Annotated in this window: 16 protein-coding genes; 12 read left to right on the top strand and 4 right to left on the bottom strand. The window is 58.1% G+C overall.

Annotation, left to right across the window (positions count from 1 at the left end; translation table 11 throughout):
* Positions 1-197: 197 nt before the first annotated feature.
* Positions 198-491 carry a DUF3077 domain-containing protein gene (locus K0H48_RS28865; protein WP_219337670.1) on the bottom strand — a complete coding sequence of 98 codons (294 nt, stop codon included), beginning with the start codon at positions 489-491 and terminating at the stop codon, positions 198-200.
* Positions 492-902: 411 nt separating this feature from the next.
* Between K0H48_RS28865 and K0H48_RS28860 the strand changes: the two genes are divergently transcribed.
* Complete coding sequence (locus K0H48_RS28860) at positions 903-1280, top strand: colicin E1 immunity protein (protein ID WP_257627147.1); 378 nt, start codon at positions 903-905, stop codon at positions 1278-1280.
* Positions 1281-1384: 104 nt separating this feature from the next.
* Positions 1385-1699, top strand: a complete 315-nt coding sequence (locus tag K0H48_RS28855; RefSeq protein WP_219337669.1) for a colicin E1 family microcin immunity protein — start codon at positions 1385-1387, stop codon at positions 1697-1699.
* A gap of 24 nt (positions 1700-1723) precedes the next feature.
* Here K0H48_RS28855 and K0H48_RS28850 read toward each other — a convergent pair whose 3' ends face one another.
* Positions 1724-2905, bottom strand: coding sequence for a colicin-like pore-forming protein (locus tag K0H48_RS28850; protein WP_219337668.1), 1182 nt, complete (start codon positions 2903-2905; stop codon positions 1724-1726).
* A gap of 642 nt (positions 2906-3547) precedes the next feature.
* Here K0H48_RS28850 and K0H48_RS28845 point away from each other — a divergent pair.
* From K0H48_RS28845 to K0H48_RS28820, 6 genes are all read left to right on the top strand, one after another.
* Positions 3548-4723, top strand: a complete 1176-nt coding sequence (locus tag K0H48_RS28845; protein ID WP_219337667.1) for a M20 aminoacylase family protein — start codon at positions 3548-3550, stop codon at positions 4721-4723.
* A 59-nt stretch (positions 4724-4782) separates the two neighbouring features.
* Positions 4783-6093 carry a citrate-proton symporter gene (locus tag K0H48_RS28840; protein WP_219337666.1) on the top strand — a complete coding sequence of 437 codons (1311 nt, stop codon included), beginning with the start codon at positions 4783-4785 and terminating at the stop codon, positions 6091-6093.
* The gene (locus K0H48_RS28835; RefSeq protein ID WP_219337665.1) at positions 6090-7532 is read left to right on the top strand and encodes an amidase; all 1443 of its coding nucleotides are present in this window, start codon (positions 6090-6092) and stop codon (positions 7530-7532) included. The genes K0H48_RS28840 and K0H48_RS28835 overlap by 4 nt, the downstream gene beginning before the upstream one ends.
* 64 nt (positions 7533-7596) lie before the next feature.
* Entirely contained in the window at positions 7597-8355 is a 759-nt protein-coding gene (locus K0H48_RS28830) for an IclR family transcriptional regulator (RefSeq protein WP_017137263.1), read from the top strand.
* A 173-nt stretch (positions 8356-8528) separates the two neighbouring features.
* Positions 8529-9110: a YceI family protein gene (locus K0H48_RS28825; protein ID WP_219337664.1), complete on the top strand. Its 582-nt coding sequence runs from the start codon at positions 8529-8531 to the stop codon at positions 9108-9110.
* Position 9111: 1 nt separating this feature from the next.
* Entirely contained in the window at positions 9112-10269 is a 1158-nt protein-coding gene (locus K0H48_RS28820) for a phosphatidylserine/phosphatidylglycerophosphate/cardiolipin synthase family protein (RefSeq protein ID WP_219337663.1), read from the top strand.
* A 113-nt stretch (positions 10270-10382) separates the two neighbouring features.
* Here the strand turns inward: K0H48_RS28820 and bglX are convergent, their stop codons facing one another.
* Complete coding sequence (bglX, locus tag K0H48_RS28815) at positions 10383-12674, bottom strand: beta-glucosidase BglX (protein WP_219337662.1); 2292 nt, start codon at positions 12672-12674, stop codon at positions 10383-10385.
* Between the two features lie 241 nt (positions 12675-12915).
* On the opposite strand from bglX, the gene K0H48_RS28810 reads away from it, so the two are divergent.
* The 4 genes from K0H48_RS28810 (at position 12916) to K0H48_RS28795 (ending at position 16406) form a co-directional block, all read left to right on the top strand.
* Positions 12916-13527: a LemA family protein gene (locus K0H48_RS28810; RefSeq protein ID WP_138816363.1), complete on the top strand. Its 612-nt coding sequence runs from the start codon at positions 12916-12918 to the stop codon at positions 13525-13527.
* A gap of 18 nt (positions 13528-13545) precedes the next feature.
* Entirely contained in the window at positions 13546-14274 is a 729-nt protein-coding gene (locus K0H48_RS28805) for a YgcG family protein (protein WP_219337661.1), read from the top strand.
* Positions 14275-14305: 31 nt separating this feature from the next.
* Positions 14306-14923 carry a TPM domain-containing protein gene (locus tag K0H48_RS28800; protein ID WP_219337660.1) on the top strand — a complete coding sequence of 206 codons (618 nt, stop codon included), beginning with the start codon at positions 14306-14308 and terminating at the stop codon, positions 14921-14923.
* Positions 14924-15188: 265 nt separating this feature from the next.
* Complete coding sequence (locus K0H48_RS28795; protein ID WP_219337659.1) at positions 15189-16406, top strand: SAM-dependent methyltransferase; 1218 nt, start codon at positions 15189-15191, stop codon at positions 16404-16406.
* Between the two features lie 105 nt (positions 16407-16511).
* Here the strand turns inward: K0H48_RS28795 and K0H48_RS28790 are convergent, their stop codons facing one another.
* A complete protein-coding gene (locus K0H48_RS28790; protein ID WP_138816359.1) occupies positions 16512-17411 on the bottom strand; it encodes a DMT family transporter in 900 nt (299 codons plus the stop codon).
* Positions 17412-17532: the final 121 nt, after the last annotated feature.

Here is a 17532-nt window from a genome sequence, read left to right as displayed (position 1 = left end):
GTTCGCCACAACAAGCGATGTATTAACCGGCAGTTATGTAGATACCTATGCTGCGATGACGGCAGCACAGGCGACAGTGATGTTGACTGACCGGCCGCTATCGCAGGCAAGCCAGCTCCCACATTGGATTTGTGCTGATCTTGGGAAATTAGGCAGTCCAAACAGGCGCCCGATGCACTGCACCGGGCGCGAACGACTTACTGCGGGGTTGGGCTGCCAGGCTGCAATGCCAGCAGCAGGTCATCGATGATCGCCTTGCCCATTTCACCCAGATAATGCGAGGCGAATGCAAACTTCTCCGCCTTGGGGTCCATGGCCGCTTCAAGGGAGAGCATTTTTGCGTAATAAAGCACGTGGGATGCGTGTTCGAGGGCTTCTACGAGCGGAACCCCGGCGTTGACGCGGAACACTTTCAGGTGGCTTTTGTTTTCTCCGCAGTCTGCGAAGGTGGCGGCGCCGATGGTTTCGGCTGAGGGTATTTCGTACGGCATATGCTTGCTCCTTTGATACAACCTAAAAGAGCTTCTTTTCTCGGGATTCCACGCCCGGTCGCTGATGAGCAGCGACGGGAAGAAGATTAACCCGATGGTTTATGGGCCGCAATCCGCGAAGTACGTAGGACTCATCTGATTGAAATGAAGGCCGTTGAATCCGTTGCTTTATTACGCAGCCCCCCAGTGTTTTAAAGTAACTTTATGTTGCATGATTTCACCCATTGGTCGGCGTGGCCGCAGGCTATAGAGCGCGCAGCGCTCGACTCCTCGTTGTTTGGGTAGGGTGACTTTCAGTACAAAAAAACGTGCTTGTCCAAGTGTTGCAGAGGGAGTAGATGCCTGCGTTATATAGTAATCTGACGGCGGTCAGAGGACTTTGAGGTCAGCAAAAGGTATTAAAGAAAGGATTTGACACTCGCGCATGCAGGGGAAGGGTTGATAGATATGGAGAAGAGTTGTTTTTTTAAAAATTTAGTCATTGGGTTGGTTATGTTTTTCATCTGTGCGTTTGTTTCCAGAGCAGACGATAATGCTGTGGTTGTTTTTATAGTCGCAGGCGCAAATGCACTATTGTTTCCCTTTGCAAAGCGCGCAGTAGAAAATATAGTTTTTCGTTATATCCGCAAAAATTTTTGGAGTTTGGGTCCAGTATTGACTGGGGCGGCAAATGGTGGTTATACACTGGTATATGGGTTTTATTTTGTATTTGCGATTCCCATTGGTTTACTTTTTTTAATAAGTTTGTACATTAAAAAAAGGTCGCTATGCAGTCGGTCTAATGTTTGAGTTGTGTGATGAGATAGTTTTTGCTCTGTGCGCTTGTGTTGTTGATATATAATGTTGGTGACATAGAGCGTTGAATTGTAATCGAACGTTTGAATGGTCGGGATATGGAAAGAAACTATTACCTTAAGAGTTTTTTTGTTGGGTTGACGCTGTTCGCCGTATGTGTGTATGTTTTTAAATCAGACGAAAATGCTGTAATTTATTTTTCAGTATCAGCTGTGAATGCCCTTTTGTTCCCGTTTTCCAAGCGTTTAGTAGAAAATATAGTCTTTCACTGTACCGGAAAAGATTTTTGGGGTTCAGATTCAATGACAGCGGCCGCTAGAGGGGGTGGTTATACACTGTTATGGATTTTTTATTTTGTGTTTGCTATCCCTTTGGGGCTATTTTATATGATGGGGTTGTGCTTAAAGAAATGACGCTGCCATAGTGGCAGCGTGTTTTTACAAGCCTACGATGAATGAATTTATATTTTCAATTAACTGGTCGTCAATGGCTGCTCCTGTGGCCGCAACCAAAAATGCAAATACTAAGATGCCCAGTGGGGTTACGGCGATAAACCCAAACGTAATAGTGACCAAATAGGTTGCTGCCATGCCTAGAGCAATGGCTTCAGTTTTTACAAAGAAGGGCTTCCAGTTATCTGACTTCATAGCTTTTTGAAACTCAATAAAGCTATCTTTAGCATTCATGATATGCCCAACGTAGCCCAAGCTTTTTCCGAATTTGGCTGCGGCTTTACCAATCGCTTCAAAGTCCATTGAGTCAATGTAGTTGGCTGCGGCAGCTCGATCTTTGGCACTGAATTTTTTATTTAATTCGTTTTTGTATTTGTCAAATGCTTTAAACGCGTCGTCCGCGGTGCGGATCTTTTTTCCTTTAGCACTTTCCGCTAATTCTTCTGCCAGTTTAGACGCGCTGTCGCCAAATTTTATACCGACCTCTGCATAAAAGTCGGCTGTAAATTTAATGGCGGCTTCAATGTCGGTGGGCTTTGCAGCAGCTTCGGCAGCAATACGTGCCTCTTCGACGAGAGCGTTCAATTGGGCCTTTTGCTTGTTCGCCAACTCAGCTAAATCTTTAAGCCGTTTGATCTCATAAGCGGCCTTAAGCGATTTTTGCCAATCTTCAAAGCTTTTTTTGGAGTCGGCGATACGGTAGGCCAATCGTGCGGCAGCTTCTGTAATAAACGCATTGATGGGCTGATCGAAAAAATCACGTTTATAAAAACTGTTCGCTACTGCTTGAAGTGAAATGGTCTCCAGTGCTGTTTGTGAAATAATCGAGTCAATAGACCCGATTTCACTCCATAGGTTAGCGACACGGTCATCTGCTTTTACATCACTCTTGCGCTTGTCTTCTTCGATTTTTCTTTGAAGTTCCTCCGGTATTAATTGACGTTTCGCTGCGTAATCGGCTTCTTGCGCAGCGACCGCGCTATTGATCGGTACTTTGTAGTTTTCACTGACTTCTTTGCGCGCATTCGCCGCGACCTTTCTTCCTATAGTGCTGTTACCAAAATCATCACCGTAGCCACCGCCGCTCACTGGGCCAGTGCCAAAGACCGTTGGCTCATAAGCTCTGATTTCAGTCAGGCCGAGATGGATCGTAATACGATCGCTCATAGCGAATTTCCTTTTTTCATATTTGTCGGCATGGTGTTTTGTCGCCTGAGCACCGTATCTGTAGTCAGTCGATTCGCACTGGACAAGCTGTTTAGTAAGGCGTCTGATCTGTCAGGAGAGGTCTGCGCCATAACGATGTAAGCGTTTTTTGACGTATTAATGGTTTATATCCTTATATTGGGCTCGGTGCGTGTTTGCCTTTCTATTTGAATTGGTTTTAATTTTTAGGTTTTGTGAAGTGTTGCGTTTTGGGTTTTGGTTAACTAGTAAGGGTGTGTGGTAAGTGACTTTAAGTGCGTTTGGTTTATTTAAACAATAAACATTATGCTTGAGTGTATATCTTGTTACATAAATTAAGGTTCGATGTGAAGCAGTTATTTCTGGCTGCCAGTGGGGTTGGGCGGTCGCAACATCTGTTGAGTTAACGGCGTTAGCTTCCGTTTGACTGCGCAGCAGTTATCAGCTTTTTGGGCGCGCTTCGCACCCCAGCGCAAGCAAGCTTGCTCGCCACAGGGTTATTAGGTGTTGGCCTCAGGTTCCACCCAGTGGAACCACCTTTGATTGTCCTTGCGCCCACATCGCGCTTAGCTGTCGATGTGTCGCCAACAAGAACGGGACCACCCGCCTGTGAGGAGAATCACCATGCGCCCACACCAGCACATTCTGGATTGGCTCAGCGATGTCGCCAGCGACTTGCACGCTGTGCGCCATGATATCCACGCCCACCCGGAACTCGGTTTTGAAGAGAACCGCACCAGCGCGCTTGTTGCGCAATCCTTAAGGGATTGGGGCTATGAAGTGCACACCGGCATCGGCAAAACCGGTGTGGTCGGTGTGCTGCGCAATGGCAGCAGTTCGCGCACGCTGGGGATTCGCGCCGACATGGACGCGTTGCCCATCATCGAAAACACCGGCGCGGCCTACACCAGCCAGCACGCCGGTTGCATGCACGCCTGCGGGCATGACGGCCACACCACCATGTTGCTCGGCGCCGCGCGTTACTTGGCGGCTACGCGGCAATTCGACGGCACCTTGAACCTGATTTTCCAACCCGCCGAAGAAGGCCAGGGCGGCGCCGAGGCGATGCTGGCCGATGGTTTGCTCGAGCGCTTCCCGTGTGACGGCCTGTTCGGCATGCACAATATGCCGGGCTTGCCGGCGGGGCACCTGGGCTTGCGCGTCGGGCCGATGATGGCTTCTCAGGATTTGCTCACGGTGACGCTGGAAGGCGTCGGCGGCCACGGTTCCATGCCGCATCTGACGGTGGATCCGCTGGTGGCGGCAGCGAGTCTGGTCATGGCCTTGCAGACTGTGGTGGCGCGCAATATCGACACCCAGGAAGCCGCCGTGGTCACCGTCGGTGCGCTGCAAGCGGGGCTGGCCGCCAATGTGATTCCCCAGCAAGCGCTGTTGCGCCTGAGCCTGCGTGCACTGAATCCCAAGGTGCGCGAGCAGATGCTCGAAAGGGTCAACGCCATCATCCACACCCAAGCCGCGAGCTTCGGCTGCACGGTGCAAGTCGAACACCGCCCGGCCTACCCGGTGCTGGTCAACCACGCCGAAGAAACCGAGTTTGCTCGCCAGGTCGGCATCGCCTTGCTCGGCGCCGACGCGGTGGACGGCAACACCCGCACCTTGATGGGCAGTGAAGACTTTGCCTGGATGCTGCAACGTTGCCCCGGCAGTTACCTGTTTATCGGCAATGGCGTGTCGAGGCCGATGGTGCACAACCCCGCCTATGACTTTAACGACGACATCTTGTTGACCGGCGCCGCCTACTGGGGCGCGCTGGCCGAGAGCTGGCTCAAGCCTGCCTGACGACCTTCCTTTTTCTGCCGCTGGACCCTTGCCCTTATCGGTTGAATGGAGTGTTCCTCATGCAGACTTCAAACACAGGCGTATCGCGCACCCGCCAGGTGGTGGCGGCCGTGATCGGCAATGCGCTGGAATGGTATGACTTTATTGTTTACGGCTTTCTGGCCAGCATCATCGCCCGGCAGTTTTTCCCCTCTGAGGATGAATACGCCTCGCTGCTGATGGCCCTGGCCACCTTCGGCGTGGGCTTTTTCATGCGCCCGGTGGGCGGCATCCTGCTGGGCATTTATGCCGACCGCAAAGGCCGCAAAGCCGCGATGCAGTTGATTATCCGGCTGATGACCGTGTCTATCGCATTGATAGCCTTCGCGCCCAATTACGCCGCCATCGGCATGGGTGCGCCGTTGCTGATTGTGGTGGCGCGCATGCTTCAGGGCTTTGCCACCGGCGGTGAATACGCGAGTGCCACGGCGTTTCTGGTGGAAAGCGCACCGGCCCATCGCAAGGGCTTGTATGGCTCCTGGCAGTTGGTGGGGCAGTGCCTGGCGGTGTTCGGCGGCGCGGCGATGGTGGCGCTGGTGACGCACTTCTTTTCGCCGCAAACCCTCGACCTGTGGGGCTGGCGCGTGCCGTTTGTGCTGGGCTTGCTGATCGGCCCGGTGGGCTTGTGGATTCGCCGGCACATGGAAGACCCCGAAGAGTTTATCCAGGCACGCAAACAGGCGACCGGCCCGGCGCCGAGCCTGATGGACGTACTGCGCGAGCATCGGCGCAGCATCCTCGTCTCCATGGGCTTGGCCTGTGGCGCGACAGTGTCGTTCTATGTGGTGCTGGTGAATATGCCGACCTTCGCGCACAAGAGCCTCGGTTTGCCGCTGGACCAGGTGCTGATGGTGCAGATGTTCGCAGTGGCGCTGATGACCGTAGTGATTCCGCTGTCCGGCATGCTCTCGGACCGTATGGGGCGGCGGCCGGTGTTGATGGCCTTCACCCTGGCGTTTTTCGTGATGGTTTACCCGTTGTATGTGTGGGTGGCCGCGGCGCCGTCCATCGAGCGCTTGCTGGTGATGCAAGTGCTGCTGTGCACAGCCATCGGCGGCTTTTTCGGCCCGGCACCGACGGCGTTAGCCGAGCAGTTTCCAATTGAGGTGAGGTCGACCGGTGTGTCGGTGGCCTATAACGTCGCCGTCATGGTGTTTGGCGGTTTTGCACCGTTGATCGTGACCTGGCTGACTAAAGTGCTCGGTACGCCAGTGGCGCCGTCGTTTTATGTACTGTTCGCTTGCGTGCTGACGTTGATGGGCACTTACTGCATGCACGAAGCCCCTCGGGCGAAAAAACCGCTGCCCTTTTCCAATGAGGTGAAACCTTGAGCCGTGTTGATTGGGATGCCACGCAGCTGTCGCAAGCGATCCATGCGCGGCAGGTGTCGTGTGAAGAAGTGATGGGTGACTACCTGGCGCAGATCCAGCGTTTTAACCCAAGTGTGAATGCGCTGGTGTCGCTGCGCGATGCTGATGAAGTGTTGGCCGAAGCGCGCGCTTGTGATCACGAGTTGGACCAAGGCCAATCCCGTGGCTGGATGCACGGCATGCCCCAGGCGATCAAGGATTTGGCGGCCACCAAAGGCTTGCGCACCACGTTGGGCTCGCCGTTGTTCGCCGAGCATGTGCCCACCGAAGATGCGATCAGCGTGGCGCGGGTGCGGGCCAGTGGCGCGATTATCATCGGCAAGACCAACGTGCCGGAGTTCGGCCTGGGCTCACAGACCTACAACACGCTGTTCGGCACCACTGGCAATGCCTATGACCCTAGTTTGGTGGCCGGAGGCAGCAGCGGCGGGGCGGCGGTGGCGCTGGCGTTGCGCATGTTGCCGGTGGCCGATGGCAGCGACATGATGGGTTCGCTGCGCAACCCGGCGGCGTTCAATAATGTGTTTGGTTTGCGCCCTTCACAGGGGCGTGTGCCGCACGGGCCGATGCCGGAATTGTTTGTGCAGCAACTGGGCACCGAAGGGCCAATGGGCCGCAGTGTGACCGATGTGGCGCAGTTGCTCAGTATCCAGGCCGGTTACGACCCACGGGTGCCGCTCTCATCCAAGGACGATCCGTCGGTGTTCGGCCAGCCTTTGCAGCGCGATTTCAAAGGCGCACGCCTGGGCTGGCTGGGGGATTACAACGGCTACTTGCCGATGGACGACGGCGTGATGAGCCTGTGCGAGTCGGCCCTTGGCGATTTCGCTGCGCTGGGCTGCGAGGTGGAAAGCTGCCAGCCGGAGTTTTCCCTGGCGCGTCTATGGCGCTGCTGGCTGGTGCATCGCCATTGGTTGGTACACGGTAACCTCGGTGCGGCCTACGCCAACCCGCAAAAACGCGCGTTGCTCAAACCCGAAGCGCAATGGGAAGTGGAGGGCGGGCGGGACTTGAGCGCACAGCAGGTGTATCAGGCTTCAGTGGACCGCAGCGAGTGGTATCGCGCCTTGGCCAAGCTGTTTGAACGTTACGATTTCCTGCTGTTGCCCACCGCTCAAGTGTTCCCTTTTGATGCACAACAGGCGTGGCCACGCAGGGTGGGCGGGCGCGAAATGGACACCTATCACCGCTGGATGGAGGTAGTGATTGGCCCTACGTTGGCAGGCTTGCCGAGCATGAGCATTCCGGTGGGGTTCAATCCTCAAGGCTTGCCCATGGGCTTGCAGATTATCGGCCCGGCCCAGGCGGACCGGGCAGTGCTGCAATTGGCTTATGCCCATGAACAACTGACGCAATGGGTACAACGCCGCCCGCCCACGTGCCTTGAATCGACGAGTTGACCTGCGATCGGGCCTGTATCTTGCTGTGAAAAATGATCATCCACCGGCAACAGGGAGATCGAACATGGAGACAGGCACGGTACGGTCGGTTGAGCGCGCACTTGCCATCGTCGAATTGCTCGGCGAACACCAGGCCTTGGGGCTGGAGGAACTGCATTACCTCACGCGGTTGCCCAAGGCTACGGTGTCGCGCATGTTGCTGACCTTGCAGGAACAGGGTTGGGTCTATCGCGGCCTCAGCGACCGTCGTTACCGCCTGCGCGCCCAGCGTTTGTTCGGCGATACCCAGCAACGTTTCAAGCGCCAAGTGGTGGAAAGCGCCGCGCCCTGGCTGCTGGAACTCAGCGAGCGCACCGGGCTGGTGGTGGATTTATCCTGCTTTGATGGCGAGCGCCTGGAAGTCATGGAAAGCGCGATCCCCAGCGTGTTGCGCAAGCTGTACCCCAACAATTGCCAGATAGTCGGCCAGCACGCCAGCCTGTTTCATTCGGCGATGGGCAAGGCGTGCCTGACGCAATTGCCCGTTGAAGAGGTGCAGCGTCTGGCGGGCCGCGATCATGTCGCTGCGGACGAGCAGGTGCATACCTGCGAGCAAACCCAGCACCAGGGGTTTGGCCAGCGCACTGAGGGCTATTGGGAATACCCGGTGCGCCTGCCGTTTCTGATTCGCGCGGTGGCCTTGCCGGTGCAGGCCAATGGGCGGCTGGTAGGCAGCATGGCGCTGCACTGGCCGATGCATCAGGCGCCGGTGGAGCGCGTATTGAACCTGCACATGGCCAGCCTCGAAGCGACGGTGCGTGATGTGCAGCGGGCGTTGATCTAAAGGCAACCACCGAACCCTGTGGGAGCTGGCTTGCCTGCGATAGCGGCAGGTCAGTCACCATTGCTGCTGGCTGTGCCGCCGTCATCGCAGGCAAGCCAGCTCCCACATTGGATTTGCGCCGCCTGTGAGATTGCGCTTAAGGTTCGTGCAGGTTTTTTGCCCCTCGAGTTTCTATGTTCAATGTCAAACCTTTGGCCTTCGCCCTGCTGACGGCGGCCGCCTTGCCTGCCCACGCCGACTGGTACCTGGATAACGAATCCTCGCGCCTGTCATTCGTCACTACCAAGAACACCGAGATTGCCGAGGTGCATCGCTTCCTGGTGTTGCACGGCAAGGTCGACAGCAAAGGCGCGGCGCAGCTTGAGGTCGAGATGGAGTCGATCAACAGCGGCATTCCGCTGCGCGATGAGCGCATGCGCAATGATCTGTTCCAGATCAAGACCTTCCCCGAAGCGCAGATCAGCGCGCAGATTAATCTGCAACCGATCAATGACCTGGCCCCCGGCGCGCAAATTGAATTGCGCCTGCCACTGTCGGTGACTTTGCATGGCAAGACCCAGACCTACAGCGCCGAATTGCTCGCCACGCGGCTGGATGACCGGCGCTTTCAGGTGGTGACCCTGGAACCGGTGGTGCTGCATGCCGAGGATTTCGATTTGGTGCCGGGCGTGGCGGCGCTGCGCAAGGCGGCCGGCTTGGCGTCGATCAGTTTGTCGGTGCCGGTCGGTGCGGTGCTGATTTTCACGGCGCGCTGACATGAGTGGCGCAGTGTTCCCGTGGCGCAGCGCCAACCGGTTCGAGTTGCTGATCGACGGGCCGAGTTTCTTCCCGCAGATGCTGGTGGGCATTGCCCGTGCTGAGCGCCAGGTCGATCTGGAGTTGTACCTGGTCGAGGCTGGCGCCTGCGCCGAAGCCATGGTGCAGGCATTGGTGCAAGCCGCTGAGCGCGGCGTGCAGGTGCGCTGCCTGTTTGATGATTACGGCAGCCTGGCCTTCACGTTGGGGCTGCGTAAACGTCTGACTGACGCGGGCGTGGAGCTGCGCTTCTACAATCGCCTGAGCTGGCGCCGCTGGATGCGCAACCTGTACCGCGACCATCGCAAACTGCTGCTGATCGACCAGAACATCGCCGTGGTCGGAGGCACGGGCGTCACCGATGAGTTCTGGACGCCAGGGCAAGACACCGCCGACTGGCATGAAGTGATGGTGCAGATCAGCGGCCCGTTGGTGCTGGACTGGCAGGCATTGTTCGACCGCCAATGGCACGCCAATGCGGCGCGCCGAGAGTGGAAGCCCGCTACCCATTTCGGTTTGCCGCGCTTGCCCAAAGTGCCTGCGACCGGGCCAGGCCTTGGCCGTGTTGCGTATGCCGACGCCCGTCAGCATCGCGATATCTTGCAGTCGCTGATCCGCGCCTTAAACAGCAGCAAGACACGCATCTGGCTGGCTACGCCGTATTTTCTACCGACCTGGAGCGTGCGCCGTGCCTTGCGCCGTGCGGCCGGGCGTGGTGTAGACGTGCGTTTATTGCTCACCGGCCCGCGCACCGATCACCCTTCAGTGCGCTATGCCGGGCACCGTTATTACCCACGGTTGTTGCGCGCTGGCGTGCAGATCTTTGAATACCAGCCGTGCTTTTTGCACCTGAAAATGGTGCTGGTGGATGATTGGGTGAGCGTCGGCTCGTGCAATTTCGACCACTGGAATTTGCGCTTCAACCTGGAGGCCAACCTGGAAGCGCTGGACCCAGAGTTGACGCAGGCGGTGGCGGGCAGTTTCGAGCGCGATTTTGTAGATAGCCAAGCGGTGAGCCTGGAGGCGTGGAAGGCGCGGCCACTGTGGCGGCGGGTGAAGCAGCGGGTGTGGGGCTGGATTGATCGGTTGGTGGTTAACCTGCTGGATCGACGCGGCTGATACGTGATCATTCCCACGCTCTGCGTGGGAATGCCTCTTGTGACGCTCCGCGTCACGCTGTGGGACGCGGAGCGTCCCGAGCTGCATTCCCACGCGGAGCGTGGGAACGATCATCAGAGCAGTTCGAACGTCTGCTGCTGCACATCCTGGGAATCCAACCCGATCTGCACATTGAACTCGCCCGGTTCGGCGGCGAACTTGAGCTGGGTGTTGTAGAACTTCAGGTCTTCTTCGGTGATGGTGAAGTGCAGCGTGCGCTCTTCACCGGCCTTGAGCATGACCTTCTGGAAGTTTTTCAGCTCTTTGACCGGGCGGATCATCGAGCCGGCCACGTCCTGGATATACAACTGCACCACGGTTTCGCCATCGACCTTGCCGGTGTTCTTCACGGTGACGCTGGCGTCGAGCTTGCCGGTCTTGTTCAGGGTGGTGGACGACAGCGCCATGTCCGACAGGCTGAACGTGGTGTAGCTCAGGCCATAACCGAACGGGAACAGCGGCCCGGTGACGTCATCGAAGTACTGCGAGGTGTAGTTGCCCGGCTTGCCTGGGGTGAACGGCCGGCCGATGCTCAGGTGGTTGTAGTAGGTCGGAATCTGCCCCACCGAACGGGGGAAGGTGATCGGCAGCTTGCCCGATGGGTTGTAGTCACCGAACAGCACATCCGCGATGGCGTTGCCGCCTTCGGTGCCGGCGAACCAGGTTTCCAGGATCGCGTCAGCCTCTTTGTTCTCATCCACAATCGACAGCGGGCGACCGTTCATCAGCACCAAGACCAACGGTTTGCCGGTGGCTTTGAGCGCTTTGATCAGGTCGCGCTGGCTTTGCGGAATATTCAGGTCGGTGCGGCTGGAAGACTCGTGGGACATGCCACGGGACTCGCCCACGGCGGCAACCACTACGTCGGCGTCCTTGGCGGCCTTGACCGCTTCGTCGATCATCACTTGGGCAGGGCGAGTGTCATCGACCACTTCCGGCGCATCGAAGTTGAGGAAGTTGAGGTAGTCGACCACGGCCTTGTCGTTGGTGATGTTAGCGCCACGGGCGTAGATGATTTTGCCTTTGTCGCCGATTACAGCGTTCATGCCGTCCAGCAGCGTGACGGATTGTTCAGGCTTACCGGCAGCGGCCCAACTGCCCATCATGTCGATCGGTGCCTTGGCCAGCGGGCCTACCAGCGCGATGGTCGCGGTTTTTTTCAGCGGCAGGGTGTTGTTGTGGTTTTTCAGCAAGACCTGGCTGCGGCGGGCGATATCGCGCGCATCGCTGCGGTGCAGGCGGCTGTCGGCATAGGTGTCGGCCGGGTCGTCTTCGGCCTTGCCGATGCGCAGGTACGGGTCTTTGAACAGGCCCATGTCGTACTTGGCGCCGAGCACTTCGCGCACGGCATTGTCGATGTCGCTTTGCTCGATTTCGCCGGACTTGAGCAACCCAGGCAATTCCTTGCCATACAGCGAGTCGTTCATGCTCATGTCGATGCCGGCCTTGATCGCCAGCTTGGCAGCTTCACGCCCGTCTTTGGCCACGCCATGTTTGATCAGTTCGAAGATCGCGCCATGGTCGCTCACGGCCAAACCTTTAAAGCCCCAGTCTTTGCGCAGCAGGTCGTTCATCAGCCAGGTGTTGGCGGTGGCCGGCACGCCGTTGATCGAATTCAACGCCACCATCACACCGCCGGAACCGGCCTTGATCGCCGCGTGGTACGGCGGCAGGTAGTCCTGGTACATCTTGACCGGGCTCATGTCGACCACGTTGTAGTCGCGACCGCCTTCCACCGCGCCATACAGGGCGAAGTGCTTGACGCTGGCCATGATGCTGTCGGCATTTGCCGGGCTTACGCCCTGGAAGGCCTTGACCATCACTTCGGCAATGCGCGAGACCAGGTAGGTGTCTTCACCAAAACCTTCGGAGGTGCGGCCCCAGCGTGGGTCGCGGGAGATGTCGACCATCGGCGCAAAGGTGATATCGAGGCTGTCGGCGGCGGCTTCCTGGGCGGCGATGCGCCCGGAGCGGCCGATGGCGTCCATGTCCCAGCTGGAGGCCAGGGCCAGGCTGATCGGGAAAATCGTGCGGTGGCCGTGGATCACGTCGTAAGCGAAGAACATCGGGATCTTCAACCGACTGCGCATGGCCGCGTCCTGCATCGGACGGTTTTCCGGGCGGGTGATCGAGTTGAACGTGCCGCCGATGCGCCCGTCGGCGATTTCCTTGCGGATCAGCTCGCGGGGCATTTCCGGGCCGATGCTGATCAGGCGCAATTGGCCGATCTTTTCATCCAGGGTCATCTGCTTGAGCAGGTCGCTGACGAAGGCGTCCTTGTCTTTAAGCGCAGCAGGCTTTGTTTCTGCCCATACGGGGTGACTGGCCAGAGTGGCAACAAGGCCGAGCAAACACAGCTTTTTCATGAATATCCTTTTTCGGCTACTGCACAGCGAAATTGCGCTGGTCTGCCAAAATGTGGGGGAACCTATGTTGTTGTTCGAGTGTTATTGCAGTAAATGCACGACACTTGTGAACTCTTATTCGCGCTGGGCATCTTTTTAGCTGATTGGCTCGACGCAATCCAGTGGTGGCGGATTATGCCCCAAGCGCGCGGTTTATAGGGTTAGTCGTCACATTCCATTCAGATTGGGCAGGAGAAACACTATGCAAGCAGCACAAAGTTACCGCTGGGGCTTCAAGGCCGCGGCTTTGCTACTGATCAGCACAGTGCTGAGCGGTTGCGGCATCAATACCATTCCGACCCTGGACGAACAGGCCAAGGCCGCCTGGGGCCAGGTGCAGAACCAGTACCAACGCCGCGCCGACCTGATTCCCAACCTGGTGGAAGTGGTCAAGGGCTATGCGGCCCATGAGCAAGACACCCTTACTGCCGTGATCGAAGCGCGGGCCAAGGCCACCTCGATTCAGGTGGATGCCAGCACCCTCGACAACCCGGAAAAACTCAAGCAGTTCCAGCAAGCCCAGGACGGCCTGAGCGGTGCGCTTAGCCGTTTGATGGTGGTGTCCGAGCGCTACCCGGACCTGAAAGCCAACCAGAACTTCCTGGCGTTGCAGTCTCAGCTGGAAGGCACCGAAAACCGTATCGCCGTGGCCCGTCGTGACTTTATCCAGGCGGTGCAGGCCTACAACACCGAGATCCGCACCTTCCCGGGCCGCCTGTGGCACAGCGTGATGTACAGCGACTTGCCGATCCGCGCCACGTTTGAGGCCACCAGTGCCGACGCCGATAAAGCGCCGCAAGTGAAGTTCAAATAAGGCTTCTCTGAGGTGTCGATGCGTTTATTACGGATAGGCTTGGCGCTGTGGCTGCTGGCCTGCGTGGGCGCGGCCCAGGCGGCGCTGACCTTCCCGGCTTTGACCGGGCGGGTGGTGGACACCGCGCAGATGATCGACCCGGCGGTACGTGCGCAGCTGACCCAGCAATTGCAGGCGCTGGAGCAAACCTCGGGCGACCAGATCGTGGTGGTCACCGTGCCCGACCTGCAAGGCGTGCCCATTGAGGACTACGGTTATCAATTGGGCCGCCAGTGGGGCATCGGCCAGAAGGGCAAGGACAATGGCGCGCTGTTGATCGTCGCCCGTGATGAGCGCAAATTGCGCATCGAAGTCGGCTACGGCCTCGAAGGCGTGCTGACCGATGCGCAGTCGTGGGTGATCATCAACCAGGTGATCGCGCCCAAGTTCAAGGCCGGCGATTACAGCCAGGGCATCAGCGACGGTGTTGCGGCCATGATTCAGGTGGTGGGCGGCGAGCCGCTGGCAGTGCCGGCCCATGTGGCGGATGCGAATTTTGCCAAGGATAATCCGGGGCTTTCCATCGGCTTGTTCATCCTGTTGATCGGCGTGTTGTGGCTGTGTAATCGGCTGGGGCTGCCCGTTGGCGCTATCCTGCTGGCGATCCTCAGCAGCAGTGGACGCGGCGGCGGTGGCGGGGGCGGCGGTGGTGGCTTCAGAGGCGGCGGCGGTGGTTTTGGCGGCGGTGGTGCCTCCGGTGGCTGGTAATGACAATAACTAGAACAGAGCATCTACAACCATGGCATTACTGACTGAACACGAGCAGCGCCAAGTCGCCGAAGCGATCGCCCGCGTCGAAAAAACCACCGACGCCGAACTGGTCACCGTACTGGCCGCGCGCGCGGATGATTACGCCTATATCCCGCTGTTGTGGGCCAGCCTGATCGCCCTGGTGGTGCCGGGCATCGTCCACTACCTGTCGGGCTACCTGACCATGTACACCTTGCTGTTGGCGCAATGGGCGACCTTCATTGTGCTGTGCCTGGTGTTTCGCCTGCCCAAGGTCACCACCCGCCTGATTCCGCGTTCGGTACGGCATTGGCGTGCATCGAACCTGGCGCGGCGACAGTTCCTGGAGCAAAACCTGCACCACACGCTGGGCAGCACCGGCGTGCTGATTTTTGTCAGCGAGGCGGAGCGGTATGTGGAGATTCTGGTGGACGACGGTATTTCCAAGCACCTGGATGACGACAGCTGGGATGGCATCGTCAGGGCGTTCACCCAGCAGGTGAAGCAGGGGCAGACGCTGGCGGGGTTTATTGCCTGCATCGAAGCGTGTGGTGAATTGCTGAAGGTGCATGTGCCGGTGACGCAGACGCGTAATGAACTGCCTAACCGCTTGATCGTGCTGGAATAGCTGCTTTTCTGTGGGAGCCGGGCTTGTGTGGGAGCTGGCTTGCCTGCGATGCAGACACCTCGGTCCATCAGAAAACCCAGGTGATGCCATCGCAGGCAAGCCAGCTCCCACACAAGCCATTTCCCATACCAGCCAGCTCCCGGAGAAAAGTGGTTCCCCCATTTGATTTGTGGCGGCTGAGCGACCGTTGATCAAATAACCCCGTGCCCTAAACCTTCATCCCCCCTAAAATGCCCGGCATTCTTTGCCCGAGGCGTTTTTGTTCATGTCTGTCACCGCTCAACCTGCCAGCCCTGCGCCGGATCATCACGCCCAGTTCATCGAACTGCTGAGCGCAAGCCTCGCGCAGAACGCGTTTATCAAGCTGGTGCTGGCCAAGTACGTCGGCGAAGAAGCCGAGTTGCAGCGGCTGATCATCAAGCAGGTGGTGGTCAAGGAGCAGGCGTGCCTGTCCTTTGTCTATCGCTACAAGACCCGTGACATCACCAAGAACTTCGCTTTGGCCGACGGCGTGGCAGCAATTAGCGCGCTGTTGCCGGCGTCGTTCAAGAATGCGCACCTGTTGTCGCTGACCGACGAAGCCCAACTGGAATACAGCAAAAAGAACAAAAGCTCGTTGTTCAAAAGCAAGCCGCAGCAATTGCGCGAGGCGCCTTCGGCTGAGCATAACCGCGAGAAAAACCGCTTCCTCGACTTGAGCCGACCCTTCCTCGCTGACCTGGGCGTCACCGACGCCAAGCAGGCGCTGATCCCGTCGATGTCGCGCAAGTGGAAGCAGATCAACAAGTTCATCGAAGTGTTCAGCCATGCGCTGACCTCATCGCCGTTGAAGCTCGACCAGCTGGTGCGCGTGGCGGATTTCGGTTCGGGCAAGGGCTACCTCACGTTCGCCATCCACGATTACCTGCGCAACACCCTCAAGGCCGAGGGCGAAGTGACGGGCGTGGAATTGCGTGAAGACATGGTGACCCTGTGCAACACCGCTGCCGCGCGCCTGGAGCATCCGGGGCTGGTGTTCAAGTGTGGTGATGTGCGCAGTGTGGCGCCCAGCGAACTGGAGGTGATGATCGCGCTGCATGCCTGCGATATCGCCACTGACTACGCGATCCACACCGGCATCCGTTCCGGTGCGTCGATCATCATGTGCTCGCCGTGCTGCCACAAACAGATCCGCCTGCAGATCCAGAGCCCACTGCTGCTCAAGCCGATGCTGCAATACGGTCTGCACCTGGGCCAGCAGGCGGAAATGGTCACCGACAGCTTGCGTGCGTTGTACCTTGAGGCCTGTGGCTATGAGACCAAGGTGTTTGAGTTCATCTCGTTGGAACACACCAACAAGAACAAGATGATTCTGGCGGTCAAACGCACCGAGCCGATCGATAACGCGCAACTGTTGGAAAAAATCCAGCAGCTGAAAGCGTTCTACCACATCAGCGAACACTGCCTGGAAACCCTGCTGCGCGCGGATGGCTATTTAGGCTGAAAACAGGACCAGAATGTGGGAGCGGGCTTGCTCGCGAATGCGGAGTGTCAGCCAACCTATCAGGTGACTGATGCACCGCCTTCGCGAGCAAGCCCGCTCCCACATTTAGACCGCATTCATCTTTGAGGTCGGCGCAGGCTGCACTGCGGTCTTGCGCCCGAGCATCACCGTCACGATCACGCCACACGCAAACACCCAGGTAATCGGCTCGATATGTTCACCAAAGAACAACGCCGAAAATGCGATGGTGAAGAAGATCTGCAACAGCTGAATCTGGCTGACCCGCGCGATGCCGCCCATGGCCAGCCCGGCGTACCAGGCAAAGAACCCCAGGAACTGCGAGAACAGCGACACATAACCAAACGCCCACCAGGTGTGCATGGAAATCGCGCCCTGGTGCTGCGCGGCCAAGTACCACACCGGGCCGATCAATACGGGCGTCGACAGCACCAGCGCCCAGCAGATCACTTGCCAGCCGCCCATTTCCTTGGCCAATCGGCCGCCTTCGGCATACCCCAGGCCGCCCAGGGCGATTGCAGCGAACATCAGCAAATCCCCGGCTTGAATACTGCCGGCGCCCGTGATCAACGCGTAACTCAACACCAGCGCACTGCCCAGCGCCGCGCAGGCCCAGAAAGCTTTCGACGGCCGCTCATGGGACAGCCACGCCGCATACAGCGCTACGCACAGCGGCTGCAAACCGTTGACCAGCGCGCCATGGGACGCCGGCAAGGTTTGCATGGCCCAGGCCGAGAGCACGGGGAAGCCCAGGATTACACCGAGGATGACCAGGCTCAGCCCGCGCACCTGGCGCCAGGTTGGCCAGCTTTCTCGGCGCCACAGCAACAGCGCCGCCGCCGGGATTGCCGCGAATAGCGCACGGCCAAGGCCGTTGAGCAAGGGGTGGATTTCCTGCACCACAATGCGAGTGAAGGGCAATGTCAGGCTGAAGATAACGACGCCCAGCAGGCCGAGGGCCATGCCGGTATTTTCGCGCGAGCTCATGAGTGGGGACCAGAATCTGGAGGGCTTCAAGGGAAGCCCATCTAGCCACAACCCCCGCCGATTGCGGGCCTACAGCTGGTCGCAGATTTATCCGTACAGTTGATGTTAGGTGGAGTTGGCC

This window comes from Pseudomonas sp. Xaverov 259 (assembly GCF_019352915.1).
In the GTDB taxonomy this organism is placed as follows: domain Bacteria; phylum Pseudomonadota; class Gammaproteobacteria; order Pseudomonadales; family Pseudomonadaceae; genus Aquipseudomonas.
Note: the sequence above shows the minus strand (reverse complement) of the source record. Positions and strands in the feature narration are given on the sequence as shown.

What these genes read in the sequence shown, in the direction of transcription:
- K0H48_RS28865 (WP_219337670.1), bottom strand. Translation starts at nt 491, where the DNA reads ATGCCGTACGAAATACCCTCAGCCGAAACCATCGGCGCCGCCACCTTC.
- K0H48_RS28855 (WP_219337669.1), top strand. Translation starts at nt 1,385, where the DNA reads ATGGAAAGAAACTATTACCTTAAGAGTTTTTTTGTTGGGTTGACGCTG.
- K0H48_RS28850 (WP_219337668.1), bottom strand. Translation starts at nt 2,905, where the DNA reads ATGAGCGATCGTATTACGATCCATCTCGGCCTGACTGAAATCAGAGCT.
- K0H48_RS28845 (WP_219337667.1), top strand. Translation starts at nt 3,548, where the DNA reads ATGCGCCCACACCAGCACATTCTGGATTGGCTCAGCGATGTCGCCAGC.
- K0H48_RS28840 (WP_219337666.1), top strand. Translation starts at nt 4,783, where the DNA reads ATGCAGACTTCAAACACAGGCGTATCGCGCACCCGCCAGGTGGTGGCG.
- K0H48_RS28830 (WP_017137263.1), top strand. Translation starts at nt 7,597, where the DNA reads ATGGAGACAGGCACGGTACGGTCGGTTGAGCGCGCACTTGCCATCGTC.
- K0H48_RS28825 (WP_219337664.1), top strand. Translation starts at nt 8,529, where the DNA reads ATGTTCAATGTCAAACCTTTGGCCTTCGCCCTGCTGACGGCGGCCGCC.
- K0H48_RS28820 (WP_219337663.1), top strand. Translation starts at nt 9,112, where the DNA reads ATGAGTGGCGCAGTGTTCCCGTGGCGCAGCGCCAACCGGTTCGAGTTG.
- bglX (WP_219337662.1), bottom strand. Translation starts at nt 12,674, where the DNA reads ATGAAAAAGCTGTGTTTGCTCGGCCTTGTTGCCACTCTGGCCAGTCAC.
- K0H48_RS28810 (WP_138816363.1), top strand. Translation starts at nt 12,916, where the DNA reads ATGCAAGCAGCACAAAGTTACCGCTGGGGCTTCAAGGCCGCGGCTTTG.
- K0H48_RS28805 (WP_219337661.1), top strand. Translation starts at nt 13,546, where the DNA reads ATGCGTTTATTACGGATAGGCTTGGCGCTGTGGCTGCTGGCCTGCGTG.
- K0H48_RS28800 (WP_219337660.1), top strand. Translation starts at nt 14,306, where the DNA reads ATGGCATTACTGACTGAACACGAGCAGCGCCAAGTCGCCGAAGCGATC.
- K0H48_RS28795 (WP_219337659.1), top strand. Translation starts at nt 15,189, where the DNA reads ATGTCTGTCACCGCTCAACCTGCCAGCCCTGCGCCGGATCATCACGCC.
- K0H48_RS28790 (WP_138816359.1), bottom strand. Translation starts at nt 17,411, where the DNA reads ATGAGCTCGCGCGAAAATACCGGCATGGCCCTCGGCCTGCTGGGCGTC.